Source organism: Cyclobacterium amurskyense, assembly GCF_001050135.1.
In the GTDB taxonomy this organism is placed as follows: domain Bacteria; phylum Bacteroidota; class Bacteroidia; order Cytophagales; family Cyclobacteriaceae; genus Cyclobacterium; species Cyclobacterium amurskyense.
In genome coordinates, this window is record NZ_CP012040.1 from 5,888,854 (window position 1) to 5,909,080 (window position 20,227).

Here is a 20,227-nt window from a genome sequence, read left to right on the forward strand (position 1 = left end):
TTAAATAGCCTAATTGACTTTTACCTATATGCTCAAAATTCTATTTGTAGCGGTTGCTTTGATGGTTTCTTCTCAGCTAATGGCTCAAGAACATACTTGGAAGCAGTATGCGGAAAAGTACGAAGAGATCATAAAACACTTCCCAGAAATTAATACGGGCACCCATTATATTGAAGAAAACAGATCATTGGAGGGGCATCCCTTTTATTTATCCGCTAAAATTGAACTTGGCACTATAACTATTGGAGGCTTTAACTTTGAAGCTGTCCCTCTTCAATATGATATATGGGAAGATTGGGTCATTTCCTTTTCCTCAGTTTTTAACCAACGAATGATTTTAAATCATTTAAAAATAGACCGTTTTACATTGGTTGATGGCTCTACATTTGTTAAAAGGGAAAAGCCAAGTGGTTTTCTCTTTCATGGCAATGGGTTTTATCGTGAAATTGTAAAAGGAGAAATAGGGCTTTATGCAAAATACCGGAAACAAAAGAAACAGGAATCTTCTACCATGGAACTTGTCAGGAGTTATGATGAGGTGGCCAGGTATTTTTTTGACCTAGAAGGAACCTTGGTTCCTATACCGAAAAAGAAAAATCTCTATGAGACCTTGGGACTTTCTAAAAAACTTGCGAAGCAAGAAATTAAAAGGTCAGGATTGAGATACAGGAAAAATAAAGAAGCTTATTTGCAAACTTTGGTAAACATGTCAAACCATGATTAAGAATTTACTTAGGCTTTGCAGTCTTTTTCTGCTAATGATCGCCCAACATTCTTTTGCTCAAACCCCTGATCAGAATCGTATTTCGGGAATTTTTTCAGGTGTTTCCTTTGAACGATTTGCACAAATGATTGAGAGCAAATCTGATTATCGTATGTACTTCAAACAAACTGATGTAGACACGCTAATCATTAATATCAATGCTTACGAGAGCCCGATTGAAGACCTACTGAAAGAAGTTTTTAAATCCACTGATCTTTATTATTCAATAGACAATGAAAATAGGGTTTTCATTAGTAAGGGCTCGGCCCTAGACATGAAACTTTCTCCAGGATATTTTGAAGTTCAAAAAGAAGGGAATGGATTAATATTGGCCACGAATGACCAAGAAGAAGCGAAAGACAGAGCCTTTGCTAAAAACAGACTATGGGAAGTAGGAAACAGTAACGCATCTCCAGGGTCTACAAGTGCTGTATTAAAAGGGCAAATCACAAGCTTTGAATCTGGAGAACCTATTATTGGGGCTTTGATTTACACTACGGGACAAAATGCTAAATCCATATCTGACGAATTTGGCAATTATTCCATCACCTTACCAAAAGGTCGTCATACTTTAATCTTTCAAAATTTTGGTGCTTATCAGGAACAGAGGCAAGTAAATATCTTGGGAGATGGCCAATTGAATGTGGAGATGGATGATAATATTATCTCTCTGACAGAAGTCACTGTTACCTCTGAGAAATCTGCCAATATAGAACGACCTGAAATGGGATTGGCCACCATTACTGTACAATCCCTAAAAAAATTACCGGCAGTGTTGGGAGAAGTGGATGTACTTCGCGCAATATTGACCCTTCCTGGAGTAAAGACTGTTGGTGAAGCCAGTGCTGGGTTTAATGTAAGAGGGGGAGCTGCTGACCAAAACTTGATATTATTTAATGGGTCCACCATTTACAATCCTACCCACCTTTTTGGATTGTTTTCAGCTTTTAATCCAGACATGGTAGAAAGTGTGGACCTTTATAAAGCTGGGGTTCCCGTGCAGTTTGGAGGAAGATTATCATCTGTGCTTGATATCAAGAGTAAATATGGTTCCTCAGAAAAGCTTAAAGGAGGAGGAGGTATAGGATTAATGACCAGTAGACTCTATTTGGAAGGTCCACTTTCTGATAAAACAACTTTTGCAGTTGGAGGAAGGACCACTTATTCCAACTGGCTTTTTGGCTTTTTAGATGAGGAATCAGAGTTTAGGGACAGCAGGGCTGCATTCCATGATTTGAACCTAAACATGAAACACCAATTGAATGAAAACAACGAACTGACCTTTTCTGCTTATTGGAGTAAAGATTCCTTTCGATTTGATAAAGACACCTTATTTAACTACCAAAACAGAAACCTAAGCGCTACCTGGACTCATTATTTTAGTGATCGACTGGAGGGTAAATTTCATATTGGCCATGACCAATATTCTTTTGACATTCAAAGTGAACAAGATCCCTTAAATGCATTTACTTTTGGTTTTGGGATGGATCAAAGCAGTTGGAAAAATCATTTCACCTATGATCTCAATGACAAACACAAGTTGACCCTTGGTATGAATGCCATTTATTACAACCTCAACCCTGGAAAGCAAGTACCTAAAGGAACAGAGTCAATCCTGTTAAATGAGCGTGTAACTCGGGAAAATGCCTTAGAGACCTCCTTTTTTCTAGGAGATGAATATGAATTCAATCCAAAACTAATGTTCAGTTATGGATTGAGGTATGTGGTTTACAATTATTTGGGGCCTAATACAGTCAACCAATACCCTCCTAACTCCATAAAAACGGAGGACACAAAAACAGGTGAAGAGGTCTATGCCGCAGGAGACCTTATCAATACCTACCAAGGCCCGGAGGTTAGATTTTCTGCCCGCTATGCATTGGATAATTTCACTTCTATCAAGGCTGGATACAATAGCATGAGACAACATTTGCATATGCTTACCAATACTTCGGCCATAGCCCCCACTGACACCTGGAAATTAAGCGATCCACATTTAGCTCCTCAAATGGGGCAACAATGGGCCATAGGCTTCTTTAAAAATTACCAATCAAATATAATTGAAACTTCAATAGAAATCTACTATAGAAAAATGAGGAATTTGGTAGATTTCAGAAGTGGGGCCTCTTTAATTTTAAATGACAATATTGAACAAGATGTACTCAATACCCAAGGAAGGGCTTATGGAGTTGAGTTAATGGCGAAAAAAACTGAAGGTAAATTAAACGGATGGATAAGTTATACCTACTCACGCTCCTTGTTAAAAACCAACCCTAGTGAATTGGGCGAAAAAGTAAATAGAGGGAAATTGTATCCAAGTAATTTTGATCAACCACATGATGTTATGCTTGCAGGCAATTTCGAATTTACTAAGCGAATCAACACTTCAGTTAACGCGAATTACAGTACTGGAAGACCTATAACACTACCCATTGCAAAGTTTTATTACAATGGCTCTGAAAGAGTATTCTATTCCGATCGAAATGATCATAGAATTCCGGATTATTTCAGGGTAGATGTTTCCTTCAATATTGAAGGAAACCATAAAGTCAAAAAACTTGCCCACGCCTCATGGTCTTTGGGGGTATACAACGTACTAGGAAGGGCTAATCCTTATTCTGTATACTTCTCTCCAGAGAATGGCACCATTCAAGGTTACAAACTTTCCATTTTTGCAAGACCTATTCCTTTTATCACATATAACTTCAAATTTTGATGGATGCTGTAATAAAAAAAATACACCTTCCTGTGATTTTAGGGGTTCTTTCCCTCTTCTTTGGTTGCAGAGAGCCTTTTTCTCCAGAGCTCAAAGACCTCAATCAGAATATTTTGGTGGTTGAAGGATTTATTGAAGTCGGCGGTGGCACTACTAGCATTAAGCTATCTATGGCCTCTCCTCTTTACAGTGATATCCCGGAATTCCCTGTTCCTGGAGCAAACATTACTATTTTTGGGGAGAATGGTAAAAGTTGGGAGTTAAATACTGACAATTTTGGCGCTTATGTCACGGATGCTATTCTTCCTGAAAATGAAATTTATACACTTTCAATAGATTTAAGCAATGGACAAAGTTATGTTTCTGATAAAATCAAACCTATCATAAGCCCAGAATTTGACATCACATTTACCCAAGAAGATGGAGATGTGCAGATTTATAGTAACACCACGGGGAATGATGATGCAGAATTTTTCTTATGGCAATATGATGAAACCTGGGTTTACCGCACTCCACATACTTCCTTCTTTAGTTATGACAAGATTACAAAGGAAATGGTTGATATTCCATTGGACCAATTGACGAACAGGTGTTATAACTTTGATCAATCAAGGAGAATAATATTGGAGGCCTCCTCCCGATTTGAGAACAGTAGAATATTTCAAAAAGAATTATTAACTATAGACAGTTTATCTGAAAAGTTAGGTATCCGCTATAGAATCAAAGCCAAACAGTTTGCCATCGATAGGGAAGCTTATATATTTTGGGAAGGAATAAGGAAAAACTCTGATGATATTGGCGATATTTTCAGCCCATTACCATCTGCAGTGACGAGCAATATTTACTCCATTGAAGATCCGGATGAACCGGTCATTGGCTATATTTCTGCAGGTAAATCCCAAGAAAAAATCCTGTACATCCAAAACAGTGATGTCGTCCCTTGGCGAACGTCCATCCAAGATTATTTCGGTTGTATTATTGACACTATAGCACCACCGGATTATGAAGAGATCTTTGGTTTATTGAATTTTATACCCTTGTATGAATATTGTGATGATTTACCTTGTGGCGGTTTTTTCGCTTCAACGGAAGGATGTACGGATTGTAGACTCAGAGGTGGAGTTCTCGAGAAACCAGACTATTGGAAGGATGAATAGGCAATTAAACACAAAATACCTGACCTTGACTATGATTATTCTAGGTCTTTGTTTCCTTGGGAACTATAGCTTAATGGCTCAAAACAACCAACAACTCCCTGAAGAGGAAGTGATTGCCTATGTTGTTAACCCAGTATCCCTTACCGAGGAGTATTTATGGATGAACGTATCAGTATCAGCTGATGACCAACCAAGTCCCTCAAAGGTAATATATATGGAACTGTTAGATAGAAATGGTATATCAGTGGTAAGAGATCTTGCTGACCTGGTAGATGGAAAGGCTAACTCCTACCTTATGATTCCATCAGATTTACCATCTGACCATTATTTGCTAAGGGTATATACCAGAATTAGCCCTTATGTCTCTGGAGAAAAAGGTGTTTTCCAATCCATCGTTTCTATCATCAATCCTAAAAAACCTCCGGTTATTCTTCCCTCAAAAGAGGTGGTGAATAGTAATTCTGTGAAGCAATTGGATGAACACTTGATCGAAGTAAATGACAACCTTATCGAGGTATCAATTCCCCTTGCCAAGGCAAATGATATTTCACTTGTAATCAATAAATCAACTCCATTTGACAATCTGGAAACTAATTTAAACTTTTCGGAGATGTATTCATCAGTAGCTTCTACTACCAATACTACCTTGGTTCCGGAACTTTACGGGCATATAATAAAAGGAAAACTACTTGATGAAAAGATCGACACAACAGAAGTGTTTTTTTTAACCCTTCACGGAAGTCAATCACACATGTTTGTCGACAAGCCTGATAGTAAAGGAAATCTTTATTTTGATACTGGCAATTTTTCTTACTATGATTATGCCATTATACAATCTACAAGAACAGACCAACAGGTAAACTTCATACTTGCTACTCCTTTTTGGGAAAAAATTCCTGAGGAAAACTTTCAGCTACCTTTCTTGCAATTAAGTAAGGAAGACAAGACTTTTATTGAAAACAAGATTTTGGCAAGGGCCAGTCATCAATACTACCTTGCACCATTAAAAATACCGGAAGAGCTTTTACCTTTTCAGTACATTACTGATTACAGCTATTTTTTAGATGATTATAACAGGTTTAAGGACATGGCTACCACCATCAGAGAATATGTACCGATGGTTTTGGTAAGAAACCAAAACAGAAAAACAATATTCAAAAATTTCAACATCCCTTACAATCTGGTATTCAAGGAAAATCCACTATTGGTAATAGATGGTATGCCTGTCTTGGACAGTGATGCATTTGCCAATTTTAATCCTAAAGGCATAGCAAGAATGGATATCATCAATCGCTATTTCTATATCAATGATCAGCAATTTACGGGAATGGTTAACCTGACCTCCTTTAAAAATGATTTTGGAGGCTTTGATTTGCCTAAAAATGCCTTGTTTATCACTTACAGCGGTGTTCAAAAACCCTACCAGTACTTTCCTAATAATGAGTTAACGGTTAACAATGACCATTTTCCTGATTTCAGAAGTACCCTCACTTGGCAGACAAATTTAAAAACAGATGAAAATGGAAATTTAAACTTTTCATTTAAACCTTCTAAGCTAAAAGGAAAATATATGCTACGCATACAGTTTATGGATAAACTCAACAATAGCTTAAAAACGAACAAATATTATCTAGATATTGATTAGGACAATACTCGACCCATTAATTGATTTTACCTGTTAAGTTCGAGATAGTTTTCCTTCCTAATGCTATCATTCCTATCGTATAAGTACTTCCATTTTGTCATGTACTTATCGGCAGGAAGAAATTCATCATTTGTGGCCTTTAGTTTTGCCATTAACACTCCATCAAGATGGTTTTTTAATTGTGTAAATTGAGGCAAATCAACGAGATTATGCATTTGATAAGGGTCTAGCTCGTTGTCATACAACAACCATGGACCCAGCAGATCTTTTACATAGGTATATTTTTTTGTTCTTACACCTCTAAATTCCCTTCCCCCGTTTAAGAATTTCCATTCATGAAAAGGCACAGGGAGCATGATCAAAGCAGCCTCATTTCCCAATTCATCACCATCAATAAGAGGTTTAGAAAAATCAGTTCCCTCTATGGTTTCAGGTATTCCCAGATCACTTAAACCCAATAAAGTAGGTAAAAGATCAGGAGTATTGATCGGATCATAAATTTGATGTGCCACTTTGCCCAATTTGTCAGGGTATCTAATGAGTAAAGGCACCTTTATGGACTCATCATAAGGCCTTTGTTTTTTCAATGCACCTTTGGACATCAACATATCTCCATGCTCAGAAGTAAAAACAAATATGGTATTGTCGGCAATTCCTGCCTCATCAATTGCTGCTAACAATTCACCTACCGAATGATCCAAGGCTGTACAATGTGCATAATAGTTGGCAAGAACATTTCTGGCACTATCCGCAAAAGCTTCTGGAACATTGGGGCGTAAACTGATTTTTGAAGCATCATACATTTTTTTATACGCTTCTGGAGCTGTATGGTATGGGTCATGCGGAGGCCCCCAGGAAAGCACCAAAAGGAAAGGATTGTCCTTATTTTTATTGATATAACTTATGGCACTGTCTGTTTGTGAAAATGCATCATACCCTTCCCAATACTGCTTTTGGTTCTCCTCATCAAAATAAAAGGAGTCATTGTAATTATGGGTAACTTCCCTAACTTTCCAATAATCAAAACCTTGTCTTCTTTCTTTTGGAACAGGTTTATTCCTTGCACTGAATGGTTCTTCACCTCTTTTGTGACCATTAAGGTGCCATTTCCCAATGTAGCCAGTTTGATAACCAGCTTTTTTATATATTTTGGCAATAGTATTGGCCTCTGTAGGAAATGGTTTGTCATTATAAAACACCCCATGGGTCAAAGGGTACTGCCCGGAGATAAAACTACCTCTCCAAGGAGCACACACAGCCATTACAGTCACAGCATTGTGAAACACCGCACTTTCCTTAGCAAGGCTGTCCAGGTTAGGCGTAATGACATCCTTATTCCCTTGGTAACCTATAGATTGGGCCCTCCATTGATCAGCCAATACAAAAACAACATTTGGGGCAACTGAAGGCTTTTCCTTCTTAGTTTCTTCTACCTCTTGCTTGCAAGCAACACTAAATAAAAGAATACAATTAAAAATCAACAGTTTATTAAAATTCATCCTTGGTGAAATTTGGGTCGAGATGAATTTGGCGAAAATAATTGTTAAATCAATATCAAATTAATTTTTATTTAAATTTTCTGGTCAATCAGAAAAGGCTCTTTGCCAATTGAACGCTTAATTCAATGCTAACTTAATTGGAATCTAAAAGCTTCATTCTCTCTCCAGCAAACTTAAATCAAATGCCTTTCTTGCTGCTTTTCTCTCGGGTTGAATTTCATCAAAAACATCCTTTCTCAATTCACTTTCCCTGCTCTTCTTATACCATTGCTCATCAGCTGACAAAATAACTCCGGCCTCATACAATTCCAAAAGGTGATCATAAGGCCCTCTTTTAGCCATTAGTTTGACTAAAATAGGGGCCATTTCTATCATAATAAACAAGGCCATAATTAGAATATTGGCCCAATACACAGCGTTGTTAGCATTTGTAAGTGAATCTAGCGCTTGAATCCTCGCTGCTAGGCCATTGTTGGCATCAAGTGAAACCATTTGGTAATCCAATTCTCCAGCCATTTTTTCGTTTAATTCATATTTCTGTTTTACCAAATCGTCTATTTTCTTGCGGTTTAAGCTTTGGGTGTATTCCAAATCTTGTTGGGCTTGATCTAGTTGCCTCTCCTTTTTCTCTGCATTGATCCCAATACCTGCTCTACCGGTAGTTTCACTCGTTTTCACACCAAAACGCTCATTGTCATATTCTATTTGCTTTTGATTTCTAAAAGCTTCTTTTTCTTTAATTTCAGCATTCAATTCATCGATTTGGGCTTCTAAATCAAGTAATTCTGGGTATCCAGCCTTTATTTCATCCTTACTATCACTGATAGTGGCCAAACGCTGCCGATCCAACTCCCGGTTGATCTCCTTTTCAAATATCTTTAACTCCAATGGCTTTGCAATGACCAAGGCAATCAATACTGCCAATAAAAGCCTGGGTATGGCCTGCTTAAATTCAGAAAGGAATTTCTCCCTCTTTTTAAGGGTAGACACAATGTATCTATCCAAATTAAAAATCATCAGCATCCATACAATTCCAACCGCCAAAACGGCAAAAATAGATTCAAAAACAGTGAAAAGTGCATAACCAACAGACAAGCCTGCAAACACCGCAGTAAAAAGAACAGTCCCTCCTATTCCAATAAATTGATGGATGGAACCTGGACACCGCTTCACCAGAGGTTGGTAAGCCCCTGAACAAAATACAAGAAAGCGTTCTAGTTTATTCATATAATAAGGAAACTCTTTAGATTTTAAACGAATCACCTTTCAAGGACATTGCCAAATATTTACTGAAATACACAATTATAACTCTTTTTCCCAAAACCATTGTATACAACTGTTTTTCAACGATTTAAATAATAAATAAAATAAATATTTAAGGTTTATTCAATTTACATTTCGTATAATGGGTAGTAACCATAAAATTAGAAGTACAAAACAAATAACTGTCCGCACTGATTGTCCGCTATTGATACAATCAAGTAAAAAAAGTGTTTTAATTATCGAAGAAATGAAGTATTTTAGGAATTAAAACTCAATACCCGATGATGACAAAAAACAACTTCTTTTTAATTTCACTCTTATTATTTACTTGTTCTTCAGTTTTTGCACAAAATCCTGAAAGATTTAAAGATCAGGTGGCTAAGATTAATAAAGATTATCCTGTAAAAGACAATTTAAATTCGATTGTATTTACCGGTAGTTCCACAATTCGTATGTGGAAAAGCCTGCAAAAAGATTTCCCTGAGCACAATGTAATAAATGGTGGGTTTGGGGGGTCACAAGCAAGTGATTTGAATTTTTACATCAACGAATTGATCCTAGATTATAAGCCTACCAAGGTCTTTATTTATGAAGGAGACAACGATCTTTCAGCTGGTAAAACTGTAGAAGACATATTGGTCACATTTGACCTTATCATTAGTAAAATTCACGAAGCACTTCCAGAAACAGAAATCATTCTTATAAGCCCAAAACCAAGTGTTGCTAGATGGGAATTGGCTGATCAATACCTTGATTTAAACAAAAAACTAAAGAAATCCACAAAAGGGAAAAAATACTTGAAGTATGCAGATCTATGGAAGCCTATGCTTGCCAAAGACAAGGAACCTATGAAAGATATCTTTCTTAAAGACAATCTTCACATGAATGAAAAAGGTTATGCCATTTGGGCCAAAACGATTAAGAGGTTTCTATAAAACATTGAGGTAAAAATTAACACAAACAACTTCATTAAACCCGGATTATGTAATAGGATTTCTCCGTCCTGACAATAGTCAGGGGTGAAGCCTGTCCCGTGTTTACGGGAAGTGTTGCAATCGCAAGAAAATCAGACTGTTTGGATATTTTAGCATAGCACCGCTATGGTGAAATTGAAAACAGAAACGAAGTGGCTGATTTTGAAGCGATTTCAGCACGTAGTAGAATGTCTATTGCATATTTCGGGTTGGATCAAAGGAGTAAGTTCAGCTACCTGTCTTTCAATTGACTCAATTTGCTTTTGAAAGGCAGGTAGTTTAAATACACTATTGAAAGAATTGTTTTTTAATCTCCTTTATAACTTCTATAACCATTTTTTCCAGGCTTCAGTTGAGCATCCAATAGGCAAACTTTAAACCCTCTGCCCGAGTCACTAATACTCAGAAAACAAGTTTTTCGGCTTGTTCGATAAAAGAGAGCATTTTATTTTATCTTAAAAACGTCCTTATATTGTACAAAACACAAGAGGAATTTGGAAAATAGCCTTTCCATTCCGTTATTTGCATTAAATTTCAGGAAACTGATTTATAAAGAAGAGGCGAGAGATCAGGCTCTGTGAACCTCTGGCAACCTTCCGAACCAAGGAAAGGTGCCAATACCTGCCCAATAAATAGGGAACGATAAATTAGAAAATAAGACAGCACTTACATTCTCCTTCTTTATCTATCTCGATTATTATATGCTATTCTGCGGCTTCGTTGAATGGGTTATTTTCATGTATGTACGATAAGAAAATTTCTAATATGGATTATAAAAATTTTGAAACACAAGCAGTAAGGATAGCTGCCTCCTCCTCAAATCAAAGAGAACATTCTGCTCCTATTTACTTAAGTTCCAGTTTTGTCTTTGATTCAGCAGAACAAGCTAGGCAAATGTTTGCTGATGAAATTGAGGGGAATATTTATTCCAGATATGCAAACCCTAATACAAGTGATTTAATAGAAAAAGTATGTGCTGCAGAGGGCACAGAGAGTGGTGTCACAACTGCTTCCGGGATGGCGGCAATGTTTGGCAGCATGGCGTCCTTACTTAGGCAAGGAGACCATGTTCTAGCTTCCAGATCATTGTTTGGGTCTACACACCAACTTTTAACGCGTGTATTCCCTAAATGGGGGATTTCGCATACTTATGGAGACATTTCTGAAATTGACCAATGGGAGCGTTTGGTTCAACCAAACACAAAGATGTTGTTTATAGAAACTCCTTCAAATCCAGGATTAGAAATCATAGATTTAGAATACATTGCCAAATTCGCAAATGCACACAACCTTGTTTTGGTTGTGGACAATTGCTTTGCTACACCTTATCTCCAGCAGCCTGCAAAATGGGGAGCACATATTGTCACCCATAGCGCAACCAAATTTATCGACGGACAAGGAAGAGTGCTTGGAGGATTGATATTAGGTAAAAAGGAATTAATAGATGAGGTTCAGTTTTTCATGCGTCATACTGGCCCTTCATTATCACCTTTTAATGCATGGATATTGGCCAAAAGCATGGAGACTTTGGCTGTTAGAATGGATAGACATTGTGAAAGTGCACTTAAAATCGCCCAATATTTTGAAGGCAATAAAGAAGTGGAAGTAGTAAAGTATCCATTTTTGACTTCTCACCCACAATATCATCTTGCCAAAAAACAAATGAAACATGGAGGAGGAATCATCACCCTTACTTTAAAAGGGGGATTATCCAGAGCTAAAAAGTTCATTGATCAATTACAAATGATCTCTGTAACTGCCAATCTGGGCGATAGCCGTAGCATTGTTACCCATCCTGCTTCTACCACGCACAGTAAACTTACGGAGGAAGAGAGAGAGAAAGTAGGCATTTTAAATGGTCTTGTTAGGCTATCTGTAGGTTTGGAACATGTGGATGATATAATTCTGGATATAGAAAGAGCACTAGAAAAGTCCAAAAACTAAAAAAAGGCCCCCAAAATCTAAAATAGATTTTGGGGGCCTTTTTTTAGCTTCTTTCAACAACGCCTGAGCGGTAAATTGAATTATTTTTTACTATCGGCCCCTTCAGGTACAGATACAGTCACTTCTTTGTCATTTTCAAGTTGGGTACTGACAACAAAATAAGGACCTACAATAACTTCTTGACCTTCCTCCAGTCCTTCCAAAATTTCAATATTTTCAAAATCGGAAATCCCTGTTTTTACTTCTTGAATTTTGGCTTTATTGTCATTTTTCAAGAACACCAATTCCTTCATATTTCCTTCGCCCTCACCTGATTCAATTTCTTGTCCAGTCCTCACTGTTACCGCGGCAAGTGGTATAGCTAAAACACCGACCTTCTTATCGGTAATGATCTCTACACTTGCTGTCATCCCAGGGCGAAAAGGGAATGGGTTTTCATTAGACACCAAATCTTTATAAGACTCATTTATAATTCGAATTCGAACCTCAAATTCTGTCACAGCATCTGTACTTACCTTTTCATTGGCAGAATTGGCAATTGCTGTAACTACTCCTGTGAATTTTTTACCTGTAGAGGAGTAGGAATCCACTTCTATTAAAGTAGTATCATTCATACTTATTCGAACAATATCATTTTCATTTACATTTACTCTTACCTCCATTTTTGACAAATCAGCAATCCGTAACATCTCTGTTCCGGCCATTTGAGCTGTCCCTACTACCCTTTCCCCTTTCTCCACGAGAAGGTTGGACACAATCCCATCAGTTGGAGAATAAACATTGGTTAACCTAAGATTTTCACCAGCTTCATCTACAGAGGCTTTCGCACTTTTCACGATAAATTCTGATGCAATAACAGACTGCTTTGATGCTTCAAGGTCGTTCTCTGCTGTTAGAAAATCAGCCTTTATCTGTTCAAAATCAGCATCAGAAATAACCTTATCATTATACAAAGAGAGGTTTCTATCGTAATTAAGCTTGGACCTATTATATTGAGCTTCGGCACGTTTTAGACTTGCCCTTGATTGGGCTAAATTAGCCATTTGCTGATTCAAATTGGCTTGAGCTCGGTCTAAGGCAGAAATGAAATTATCAGGCCTTATTTTAACCAATAGGTCCCCGACTTTTACAGAATCACCCTCATTAACATTTAATTCAATGATTTCACCAGCAACGTCAGGACTCATTTTAACCTCTGTTTCCGGTTGTACCACTCCTGAGGCACTTACCTTTTCAACAATGTCTTTTTTACTAACTTTACCTATTTGCACTTCCAAAGGCTTCTCTCCTCCTATCCATCCGGCTTGCTTTCCAACAACCATTACTATCACTAAGACAGCAACAATCCCTAGTAAAATGTAAATTAATTTATTTGACTTTTTCTTGGCCATTTTTCTGAACTATTAAAGTGTAAGAGGATTTCCTAAATAAAAATCCAGTACTTTGACGCTAAAAACATACTGGTATTTTGCAGTAACCAGGTCTGCTTCTGCATTGAATAAATTGTTTTGCGCAACTTGAAAATCAACGGCATTGATAGCCCCAACTTCAAAGCGTTGTTGTGCCATTCTAAATGATTCACCGAGAGCTTCAACCCTCACCAATGAGCTTCTGTAAGATTGCTCGGCAGCATAGGCAGAGGTATAGGCAGATTCAATATCCTGCCTTAAAAGATTTTTCGCTTCCATTTCCTGGATTTCACTCAAACGTTTTTGCACACGTGCCCTTTGCACCCCTGCCTTGTTTCGGAAATTTGAAAACACAGGAATGTTCAAACCAATATTTGCTGATTGAGATAAATTGTTTTCAAATTGTTGAATTAAAGGATCTGGAGTCATAAATGTACTCTGATCTACATAATTGGAAAACACATTGGCACTTAGACTTAAACTTGGAGCAAAGGCTCCCTTGGCGATCTTGACTCCATACTCTGCACTCTTTACAGACAATATGGCTGCTTTGATCTGAGGTAACCTACTCTCCGCAATGGAATAAACTTCACCCACGCCTATATTACCAATCTCTAAACCATCAATACCAACCTCGGGAATAATTATACCAAATGAATCAGTAAATGGCAATTGTAGTGCCTGAGATAGATTTAACTTTGCGATTCGCAAATTGTTTTCCGCATTGATTACTTCCAACTCATTGGTTGCTTTTTGAGCTTCCAAATCCAGCTGATCAGCCTTAGGTAAGGCCCCTGCCATAACCAGGCTTTTGGTTCTTGCTAACTGATCCGTACTTGTTTTAAGTTGAGATTGAGCAATATTTAACTGCTCCATGGAAAAGGCAATATTGATAAAGAGGTTAATGGCATTCAAAGTAATGTTATTCCTCGCGGTCTCCACATTAAGCTTATTGACCTCTACATTTAATTTGGCTTGTTGAATACTATTTCTTACTCTACCTCCTGAATAAATAGGTAAGCTGGAATTTCCTGAAATATTTACGTTTCCAATTCTTCTACTTTCAAAATCATTTGTTACCGGGTTAATTGACCTACCCCAACGAAAACCAGAACTTGCTCCCATAGAAAAAGAGGGTAACATCTGTCCTTTTGATTCCAATAAAGTTGCTTCAGAACTCATCAGGTTCATTTCAGACCTTTTGAGGTTTAAGTTATTCTCCAAGGCAATCTCAACACTTTGTTCCAAAGTCAATTTACCTGAATTATCTTGAGAGAAAACCACAGTGGACAATCCTGAAACAAATAGCAATAGCAGTAAAATATGCTTTTTCATGAACTTTGGTATTTTATCATTTTTTCAATTAAAAAGTTTATCTTTTTCATTGATAATTTTCGAAAGCTAAATAAGCCAGCTTTTAACAAGCAAACCTAGTGCTAATTAGCCATTTACTTTCAAGTTTAAACCTTTCTCTTTAAAAATCACCTATAAATACCATTATTTAATTAATTTTAACGAGAAGAGAACAAACAAAAGCCTAGAGTGTTCGTATCTGAACAATTCACTGTACAAAAATGAGACAGTTTTTCAAAAATAACACAATTAATTTTAGTGAAGTACAGGAATTACCAATTAATAGGGCATTCCTATTTGGGGATGGACTATTTGAGACAATGGTGTTCACAAATGGACGAATCAGATTCCATGAAGACCATCAGGAACGTGCTAACAATGGGTGCATAAAGCTCAAAATAGATACTGAACCGGACCTAAACAATGTTAGCAAACTGCTATTGAATACCTTTGGCAAAACTTCGACATTACGAATACGTTGGAATATCTTTAGGTCAGGGATTGGAAAGTACAGCCCTATGGATAACAAACACAATGAACATTTGGTAGTAACAGATTTTCAAGCTTCTCCCCTAGTTAAAAATAAAGCTTATATAAGCAATGACATCCAGGTTAATGGTACACCATGGTCAGGGACAAAAACCCTAAATGCCCTCACCTACGTTTTGGCCAATATTGAGCGTCAAGAAAAACAAATGGATGATGTAATTCTTCTCGATGACAAAGGTTACGTTTCAGAAGGTGGAAGCGCTAATATTTTTTGGGTAAAAAATAATAAGTACTATACACCATCCTTGCAGACCAATTGCATAGCAGGTATAGGCCGTAAGCAAATTATAAATCAACTTAAGACCAGTGGAATTATTTGTCAATTGGATACTTTCGGAAAGGAAGAACTAATGAATGCAGATCAAGTCTTTGTAAGTAATGTTACTGGCATTAGTTACTTGCAACGAATCGATAATAAAATTTTCGACACTAAGCCTGAATCTGCACTCATTTCTCTATTTTCCTTCTAAACTGATACTTCGGCTTTTATCCTTGGATGAGGATCATAGTTTAGCAATTCTATGTCTTCATATTTAAAAGAAAAAATATCTTTTACCTCAGGATTTAACTTTAACTGAGGCAATGGTCTACATTCTCTGCTAAGTTGAAGTCTTGCCTGATCCAAGTGATTGTTATAAAGATGAGCATCTCCCAAAGTATGAATAAACTCACCTGGTTCAAGATTACACACTTGTGCAACCATAACCAAAAACAAGGCATAAGATGCGATGTTAAACGGCACTCCTAGAAAGACATCCGCGCTTCGCTGATACAATTGACAAGACAATTTACCATCAGCTACATAAAATTGAAACAACAAATGGCAAGGTGGTAAAGCCATTTGATCCACATCGGCTACATTCCATGCGCTTACAATAAGTCGTCTAGAGTTGGGATTTTTCTTTATTTGATCAATAAGATTTTTAATCTGATCAATTTCTCCTCCTTTACCATCAGGCCAATGCCTCCACTGGTATCCATAAACAGGGCCTAAGTCACCATTTTCATCTGCCCATTCATCCCAGATAGAAACCTTATTGTCCTTTAGGTATTGGATATTGGTATCACCGGCCAAAAACCAAAGTAATTCATGGAAAATCGAACGTGTATGGCATTTTTTAGTAGTCACCAAAGGAAATCCTTTTGATAAATCATACCTCATTTGGTATCCAAAAACACTTAATGTGCCTGTACCTGTTCGATCTCCTTTTTTGATACCGTGGTCCAATATATGTTGTAATAACTGGTGATATTGTTGCATACTTTATTGCTTTTTAACTATAGTGCTGTTGGTAATATTTTTGGTAATCACCTGAAGTAACGCTATCTAGCCAGGTCTCATTCTCAAGGTACCAATCAACTGTTTCTTCAATTCCCACTTCAAAGGTAAGACTAGGTTTCCAACCCAATTCTTTGTTGATTTTATCTGCGTCAATTGCATAACGTTGGTCATGCCCTGCACGGTCTTTCACAAAGGTAATTAATTGTGCTGAAGCACCTTTATCCCTACCTAATTTTCGGTCCATGATTTCACATAGCAGCTTTACAATATCTATGTTCTTCCACTCATTAAAACCTCCAATATTATAAGTCTCATTGGTTATCCCCTCATGAAAAACAAGGTCAATGGCTCTTGCATGGTCTACAACAAATAACCAGTCTCTAATATTTTCACCTTTTCCATAGACAGGCAAAGGTTTGTTCTGCTTGATATTGTGAATACAAAGAGGAATAAGCTTCTCAGGAAATTGATTTGGCCCATAATTATTTGAGCAATTTGAGATTACTGTTTTCAAACCATAGGTATTAGCATAAGCCCTAACAAAGTGGTCCGAGGCGGCCTTTGAAGAAGAATACGGAGACTGAGGGTCATAAGGAGTCGTTTCAAGGAAATAACCTCCATCATCTAGAGATCCATATACTTCATCCGTAGAAACGTGATAGAAGAGGTGGTTTGCTTTGTCTTTCCAATGATTCTTTGCCGTATTTAAAAGATTTACAGTACCCATTACATTGGTTCTAACAAATGCCAACGGGTCTGTAATGGACCTATCAACATGAGACTCTGCAGCCAAATGGATTACATCTGTAATCTGATAATCGTTAAAAACTTCTTTTAAATGGTCTTCATTATTTATATCAACTTTTGCGAAGGTATAATTTTTTTCACCTTCGATGTCTTTCAAATTCTCCAAATTACCAGCATAGGTCAGGCAATCTAAATTTACTATCCTGTAGTTAGGGTATTTTTTTACAAAAAGTCTGACAACATGAGAACCTATAAAACCAGCACCTCCAGTAATCAATATTGATTTTTCCATTATATAATAATTTAGAATAAAATAAGTTTTTAAAATTTAAAAATAAACCGCGAAACAAGTAATAATTTTGCCGCATCAAACTGGAAATAAAACCAGACCCACCCCATACTATCTTATTTCTTAAAAGCCACAGTTCAATACGTATCTATCCAAGGGCCTCCTTAAAGTTATTTGTCATTATGAAATCAAGCCCTAAATTTTGCTAGAATCTTCTCTAGCCAACTTGTTTTGAATTTTCCTTCCTCCATATAGTAACCATCACCATAGCTGTTTTTCTTCATATAAGAGTAATTGTACCCATACCCATAATTGTAACCGCCAAAATCATAGGTGTCTCCCCCACTTTTCAGACCATTAAAAATAGCATAAAAATTTCGCACCTGATCATTTGCATATAGATCATTTATCATTAGCAAGTGATTTTTGTGGGTAAAATCATGTCTAACTATGTAAAGATTAACATCTGAAAAACGTAGCAAATCCATCGTTTCAGAAACCAGTCCTACTGGAGGGCAATCCATAATAATGATATCAAATTGTTGTTCCAATTTTTCCAAAAACCCCTCCATTTTATCCTTTAGTAGTAATTCAGCAGGGTTTGGAGGAACTGCTCCTGAAGGAACTGCGTATAAGTTTTCATAAGGCGTTTTAAGGATAATTTCATCTGCAGAGTCCTTGTCTACTAAAAATGTGGATAGCCCTTTTTTATTTGAGATTCCCAGGTATTTAGCAAGTTTAGGTTTTCTAAGGTCAAGCCCGATGATACAAGTTTTTTTTCCACTTAAGGCCATAGCTGAAGCAAGGTTCAAGCTAATATAAGTCTTACCCTCTCCAGAAATACTGGAAGTAACCAATATTTTTTTGCATTTCTTTTCACTAGCTATATAAAAAAGAGCTGACCGAAGGGACCTAAAAGACTCTGAAGCTAGGGATCTAGGATGTTCGGCTACTAATAAATTGGTGTTTTTATCACTGTAACCTATGGTTCCTAGCAATGGGATTCTTAGTAAATTTTTCAATTGGATCTGATCCATCACCCTGTTGTTCAAGTAATGAAAAAGAACTAAAAACCCAAAGGGAAGAAAAAAACCTAAACCAATAGCATAGGTGTAGTTCTGTGTCTTTTTAGGGTAAATAAGTGTCCCTCTTTTGGCATAGTCTACAATGCTATTATCTGGAACATTAGATGCTTTGGCAATTCCCGCTTCTGCTCTTTTTTCTAATAAGTAAGTGTACAGATTTTCTCTTAATTTAAATTCTCTCAGAATATTGGTGTAATCCGATTCTGCCTTAGGTAGATTAGAAAATTGTTTATCAAAGGAGATTAATTTTTTTTGATTTTCCTTTTTCTTGCTTTCCGTATTTGAAATAAGGTTCTGAATATTTTCGAAAATATTCTCTTTCAATCTCTCTATTTGTTGATCCAAAACCTCGACATCAGGATGTGTATCTTTAACAATAGAAAGCAACTTTCTTCTTTCCAATGAGAGGTCTACCAGAGACTTAATCATCTCATTAAATAGCCCATCCGTAATACCTATCACAGAAGGGGCTACAATTTCTTCAAAAGAATCTGTCTTATTGACGAGGTAACTTTTCAAAGTTTTATAGTATGCCAACTCAAAGTCAATGGCTTGAATATTGGCTTCTAAAACCTGAATATTGTTTAGTACTCCTCCAAATTCGGCATTCACATCGAGCATTTTATTTTGCACCTTAAAAAGCTGCATTCTCCCTTCTACAGATTTCAAAGAATCCTCAACGATATACAGTTGTTCCTCTATAAATTTTAAAGCATTTTCTGAAATTCTATTCTTTTCTTTGAGGTCATACTCAAGAAAAGCATCCATTAGAGCATTGATATAATCACTTCCTTTTTCTACAATCTTAGTGACTGTACTAATCTCCAGCACTGTACCATAATCTATTAGTGGCCTAACCTGAACTGCGTTGGAATAACTATCTATTAAAGCTGATGGGGAATGAAGCAAAAATTCATAGGTATCATACTGTCGCAAATTGTCAAGTAAGAAAATTTTAAATTTAGCATCTTCACCAAGCACATCTTCACCAAACTTCCAATCCTTTCTAAAGACATCCCGTTCTTCTTCCTCATATTTATTACTCATAAAGAATTTATCCAACAAGGTGTTTTCTCCGGGAAGTAACCTAAAAGTAGTATCTGAAAGGATATTTATTCTTATTTTCCTATTGGTTATTTGAGGATACTCCCAATCTACCTCTACCTTAATAGGACTGTTTTTATACAGTTCAATTTCTTTAATATTGGTAGAAGCAAAATAACTTACATCAAAATGAAGCTGTTGCAAGGCCTCTGTTGCAAGGTTTTTTGAAGAAAAAAGCAAAATATCATTGGTGAGGTTTTCCCCACCTGAAAAAATATTGGACCTATCCAAAATTCTCACTTCAGGGGAAGCATTACTTTTAATCATTACACTGCCTTTTACCTCATACTTTTCCATTGTATACCTGTGAAAAAGAAAAACGACAATTAATCCGATAATAATACAGATCAAATACAAAGGCCAATACCTAAAGTATTTGATCAAATAATATTTAATATCAATCGGCTTTTCTTGTTCGTCAAACTGGGATAAATCGAGATTTTCCATA

At 36.7% G+C, this 20,227-nt stretch carries 14 protein-coding genes and 1 riboswitch; of the genes, 7 read left to right on the plus strand and 7 right to left on the minus strand.

Going from position 1 to position 20,227, the window contains the following annotated elements:
* Nucleotides 1–28: 28 nt before the first annotated feature.
* Genes CA2015_RS23340 through CA2015_RS23355 form a run of 4 tightly spaced genes read left to right on the plus strand, consistent with a single transcriptional unit; the run spans nucleotide 29 to nucleotide 6,281 of the window.
* Complete coding sequence (locus tag CA2015_RS23340; protein ID WP_048644078.1) at nucleotides 29–724, plus strand: hypothetical protein; 696 nt, start codon at nucleotides 29–31, stop codon at nucleotides 722–724.
* Nucleotides 717–3,479, plus strand: a complete 2,763-nt coding sequence (locus tag CA2015_RS23345; RefSeq protein WP_053086743.1) for a TonB-dependent receptor — start codon at nucleotides 717–719, stop codon at nucleotides 3,477–3,479. The genes CA2015_RS23340 and CA2015_RS23345 overlap by 8 nt, the downstream gene beginning before the upstream one ends.
* Nucleotides 3,479–4,636 carry a DUF4249 domain-containing protein gene (locus tag CA2015_RS23350; protein ID WP_048644079.1) on the plus strand — a complete coding sequence of 386 codons (1,158 nt, stop codon included), beginning with the start codon at nucleotides 3,479–3,481 and terminating at the stop codon, nucleotides 4,634–4,636. The genes CA2015_RS23345 and CA2015_RS23350 overlap by 1 nt, the downstream gene beginning before the upstream one ends.
* Entirely contained in the window at nucleotides 4,629–6,281 is a 1,653-nt protein-coding gene (locus CA2015_RS23355; RefSeq protein WP_048644080.1) for a hypothetical protein, read from the plus strand. Before CA2015_RS23350 ends, CA2015_RS23355 begins: the two co-directional genes overlap by 8 nt.
* A gap of 26 nt (nucleotides 6,282–6,307) precedes the next feature.
* Here the strand turns inward: CA2015_RS23355 and CA2015_RS23360 are convergent, their stop codons facing one another.
* On the minus strand, nucleotides 6,308–7,780 hold the full coding sequence (locus tag CA2015_RS23360; RefSeq protein ID WP_048644081.1) for a sulfatase family protein: 1,473 nt from the start codon (nucleotides 7,778–7,780) through the stop codon (nucleotides 6,308–6,310).
* A 153-nt stretch (nucleotides 7,781–7,933) separates the two neighbouring features.
* Nucleotides 7,934–9,007 (minus strand): DUF4407 domain-containing protein, encoded by a 1,074-nt coding sequence (locus CA2015_RS23365; protein ID WP_048644082.1) that lies wholly within the window; start codon nucleotides 9,005–9,007, stop codon nucleotides 7,934–7,936.
* 317 nt (nucleotides 9,008–9,324) lie between these two features.
* Between CA2015_RS23365 and CA2015_RS23370 the strand changes: the two genes are divergently transcribed.
* The gene (locus CA2015_RS23370) at nucleotides 9,325–9,978 is read left to right on the plus strand and encodes a GDSL-type esterase/lipase family protein (protein WP_240477879.1); all 654 of its coding nucleotides are present in this window, start codon (nucleotides 9,325–9,327) and stop codon (nucleotides 9,976–9,978) included.
* Between the two features lie 583 nt (nucleotides 9,979–10,561).
* Nucleotides 10,562–10,666, plus strand: a riboswitch (SAM riboswitch).
* A 116-nt stretch (nucleotides 10,667–10,782) separates the two neighbouring features.
* Entirely contained in the window at nucleotides 10,783–11,961 is a 1,179-nt protein-coding gene (locus CA2015_RS23375; RefSeq protein WP_048644725.1) for a trans-sulfuration enzyme family protein, read from the plus strand.
* A gap of 80 nt (nucleotides 11,962–12,041) precedes the next feature.
* On the opposite strand, the gene CA2015_RS23380 is transcribed toward CA2015_RS23375, so the two are convergent.
* A complete protein-coding gene (locus tag CA2015_RS23380) occupies nucleotides 12,042–13,352 on the minus strand; it encodes an efflux RND transporter periplasmic adaptor subunit (RefSeq protein WP_048644084.1) in 1,311 nt (436 codons plus the stop codon).
* Between the two features lie 12 nt (nucleotides 13,353–13,364).
* Entirely contained in the window at nucleotides 13,365–14,705 is a 1,341-nt protein-coding gene (locus CA2015_RS23385; RefSeq protein ID WP_048644085.1) for a TolC family protein, read from the minus strand.
* Nucleotides 14,706–14,944: 239 nt separating this feature from the next.
* Here CA2015_RS23385 and CA2015_RS23390 point away from each other — a divergent pair, with 239 nt between their 5' ends.
* A complete protein-coding gene (locus CA2015_RS23390) occupies nucleotides 14,945–15,742 on the plus strand; it encodes an aminotransferase class IV (protein ID WP_048644086.1) in 798 nt (265 codons plus the stop codon).
* Here CA2015_RS23390 and CA2015_RS23395 read toward each other — a convergent pair.
* From CA2015_RS23395 to CA2015_RS23405, 3 genes are all read right to left on the minus strand, one after another.
* Complete coding sequence (locus CA2015_RS23395; protein ID WP_048644087.1) at nucleotides 15,739–16,533, minus strand: thymidylate synthase; 795 nt, start codon at nucleotides 16,531–16,533, stop codon at nucleotides 15,739–15,741. The genes CA2015_RS23390 and CA2015_RS23395 overlap by 4 nt on opposite strands.
* Before the next feature lie 13 nt (nucleotides 16,534–16,546).
* Nucleotides 16,547–17,593 (minus strand): dTDP-glucose 4,6-dehydratase, encoded by a 1,047-nt coding sequence (gene rfbB / locus CA2015_RS23400; RefSeq protein WP_048644088.1) that lies wholly within the window; start codon nucleotides 17,591–17,593, stop codon nucleotides 16,547–16,549.
* 185 nt (nucleotides 17,594–17,778) lie between these two features.
* Nucleotides 17,779–20,226: a GumC family protein gene (locus CA2015_RS23405; protein ID WP_048644089.1), complete on the minus strand. Its 2,448-nt coding sequence runs from the start codon at nucleotides 20,224–20,226 to the stop codon at nucleotides 17,779–17,781.
* Nucleotide 20,227 lies beyond the last annotated feature (1 nt).

What these genes read in the sequence shown, in the direction of transcription:
- CA2015_RS23340 (WP_048644078.1), top strand. Translation starts at nt 29, where the DNA reads ATGCTCAAAATTCTATTTGTAGCGGTTGCTTTGATGGTTTCTTCTCAG.
- CA2015_RS23345 (WP_053086743.1), top strand. Translation starts at nt 717, where the DNA reads ATGATTAAGAATTTACTTAGGCTTTGCAGTCTTTTTCTGCTAATGATC.
- CA2015_RS23350 (WP_048644079.1), top strand. Translation starts at nt 3,479, where the DNA reads ATGGATGCTGTAATAAAAAAAATACACCTTCCTGTGATTTTAGGGGTT.
- CA2015_RS23355 (WP_048644080.1), top strand. Translation starts at nt 4,629, where the DNA reads ATGAATAGGCAATTAAACACAAAATACCTGACCTTGACTATGATTATT.
- CA2015_RS23360 (WP_048644081.1), bottom strand. Translation starts at nt 7,780, where the DNA reads ATGAATTTTAATAAACTGTTGATTTTTAATTGTATTCTTTTATTTAGT.
- CA2015_RS23365 (WP_048644082.1), bottom strand. Translation starts at nt 9,007, where the DNA reads ATGAATAAACTAGAACGCTTTCTTGTATTTTGTTCAGGGGCTTACCAA.
- CA2015_RS23370 (WP_240477879.1), top strand. Translation starts at nt 9,325, where the DNA reads ATGATGACAAAAAACAACTTCTTTTTAATTTCACTCTTATTATTTACT.
- CA2015_RS23375 (WP_048644725.1), top strand. Translation starts at nt 10,783, where the DNA reads ATGGATTATAAAAATTTTGAAACACAAGCAGTAAGGATAGCTGCCTCC.
- CA2015_RS23380 (WP_048644084.1), bottom strand. Translation starts at nt 13,352, where the DNA reads ATGGCCAAGAAAAAGTCAAATAAATTAATTTACATTTTACTAGGGATT.
- CA2015_RS23385 (WP_048644085.1), bottom strand. Translation starts at nt 14,705, where the DNA reads ATGAAAAAGCATATTTTACTGCTATTGCTATTTGTTTCAGGATTGTCC.
- CA2015_RS23390 (WP_048644086.1), top strand. Translation starts at nt 14,945, where the DNA reads ATGAGACAGTTTTTCAAAAATAACACAATTAATTTTAGTGAAGTACAG.
- CA2015_RS23395 (WP_048644087.1), bottom strand. Translation starts at nt 16,533, where the DNA reads ATGCAACAATATCACCAGTTATTACAACATATATTGGACCACGGTATC.
- rfbB (WP_048644088.1), bottom strand. Translation starts at nt 17,593, where the DNA reads ATGGAAAAATCAATATTGATTACTGGAGGTGCTGGTTTTATAGGTTCT.
- CA2015_RS23405 (WP_048644089.1), bottom strand. Translation starts at nt 20,226, where the DNA reads ATGGAAAATCTCGATTTATCCCAGTTTGACGAACAAGAAAAGCCGATT.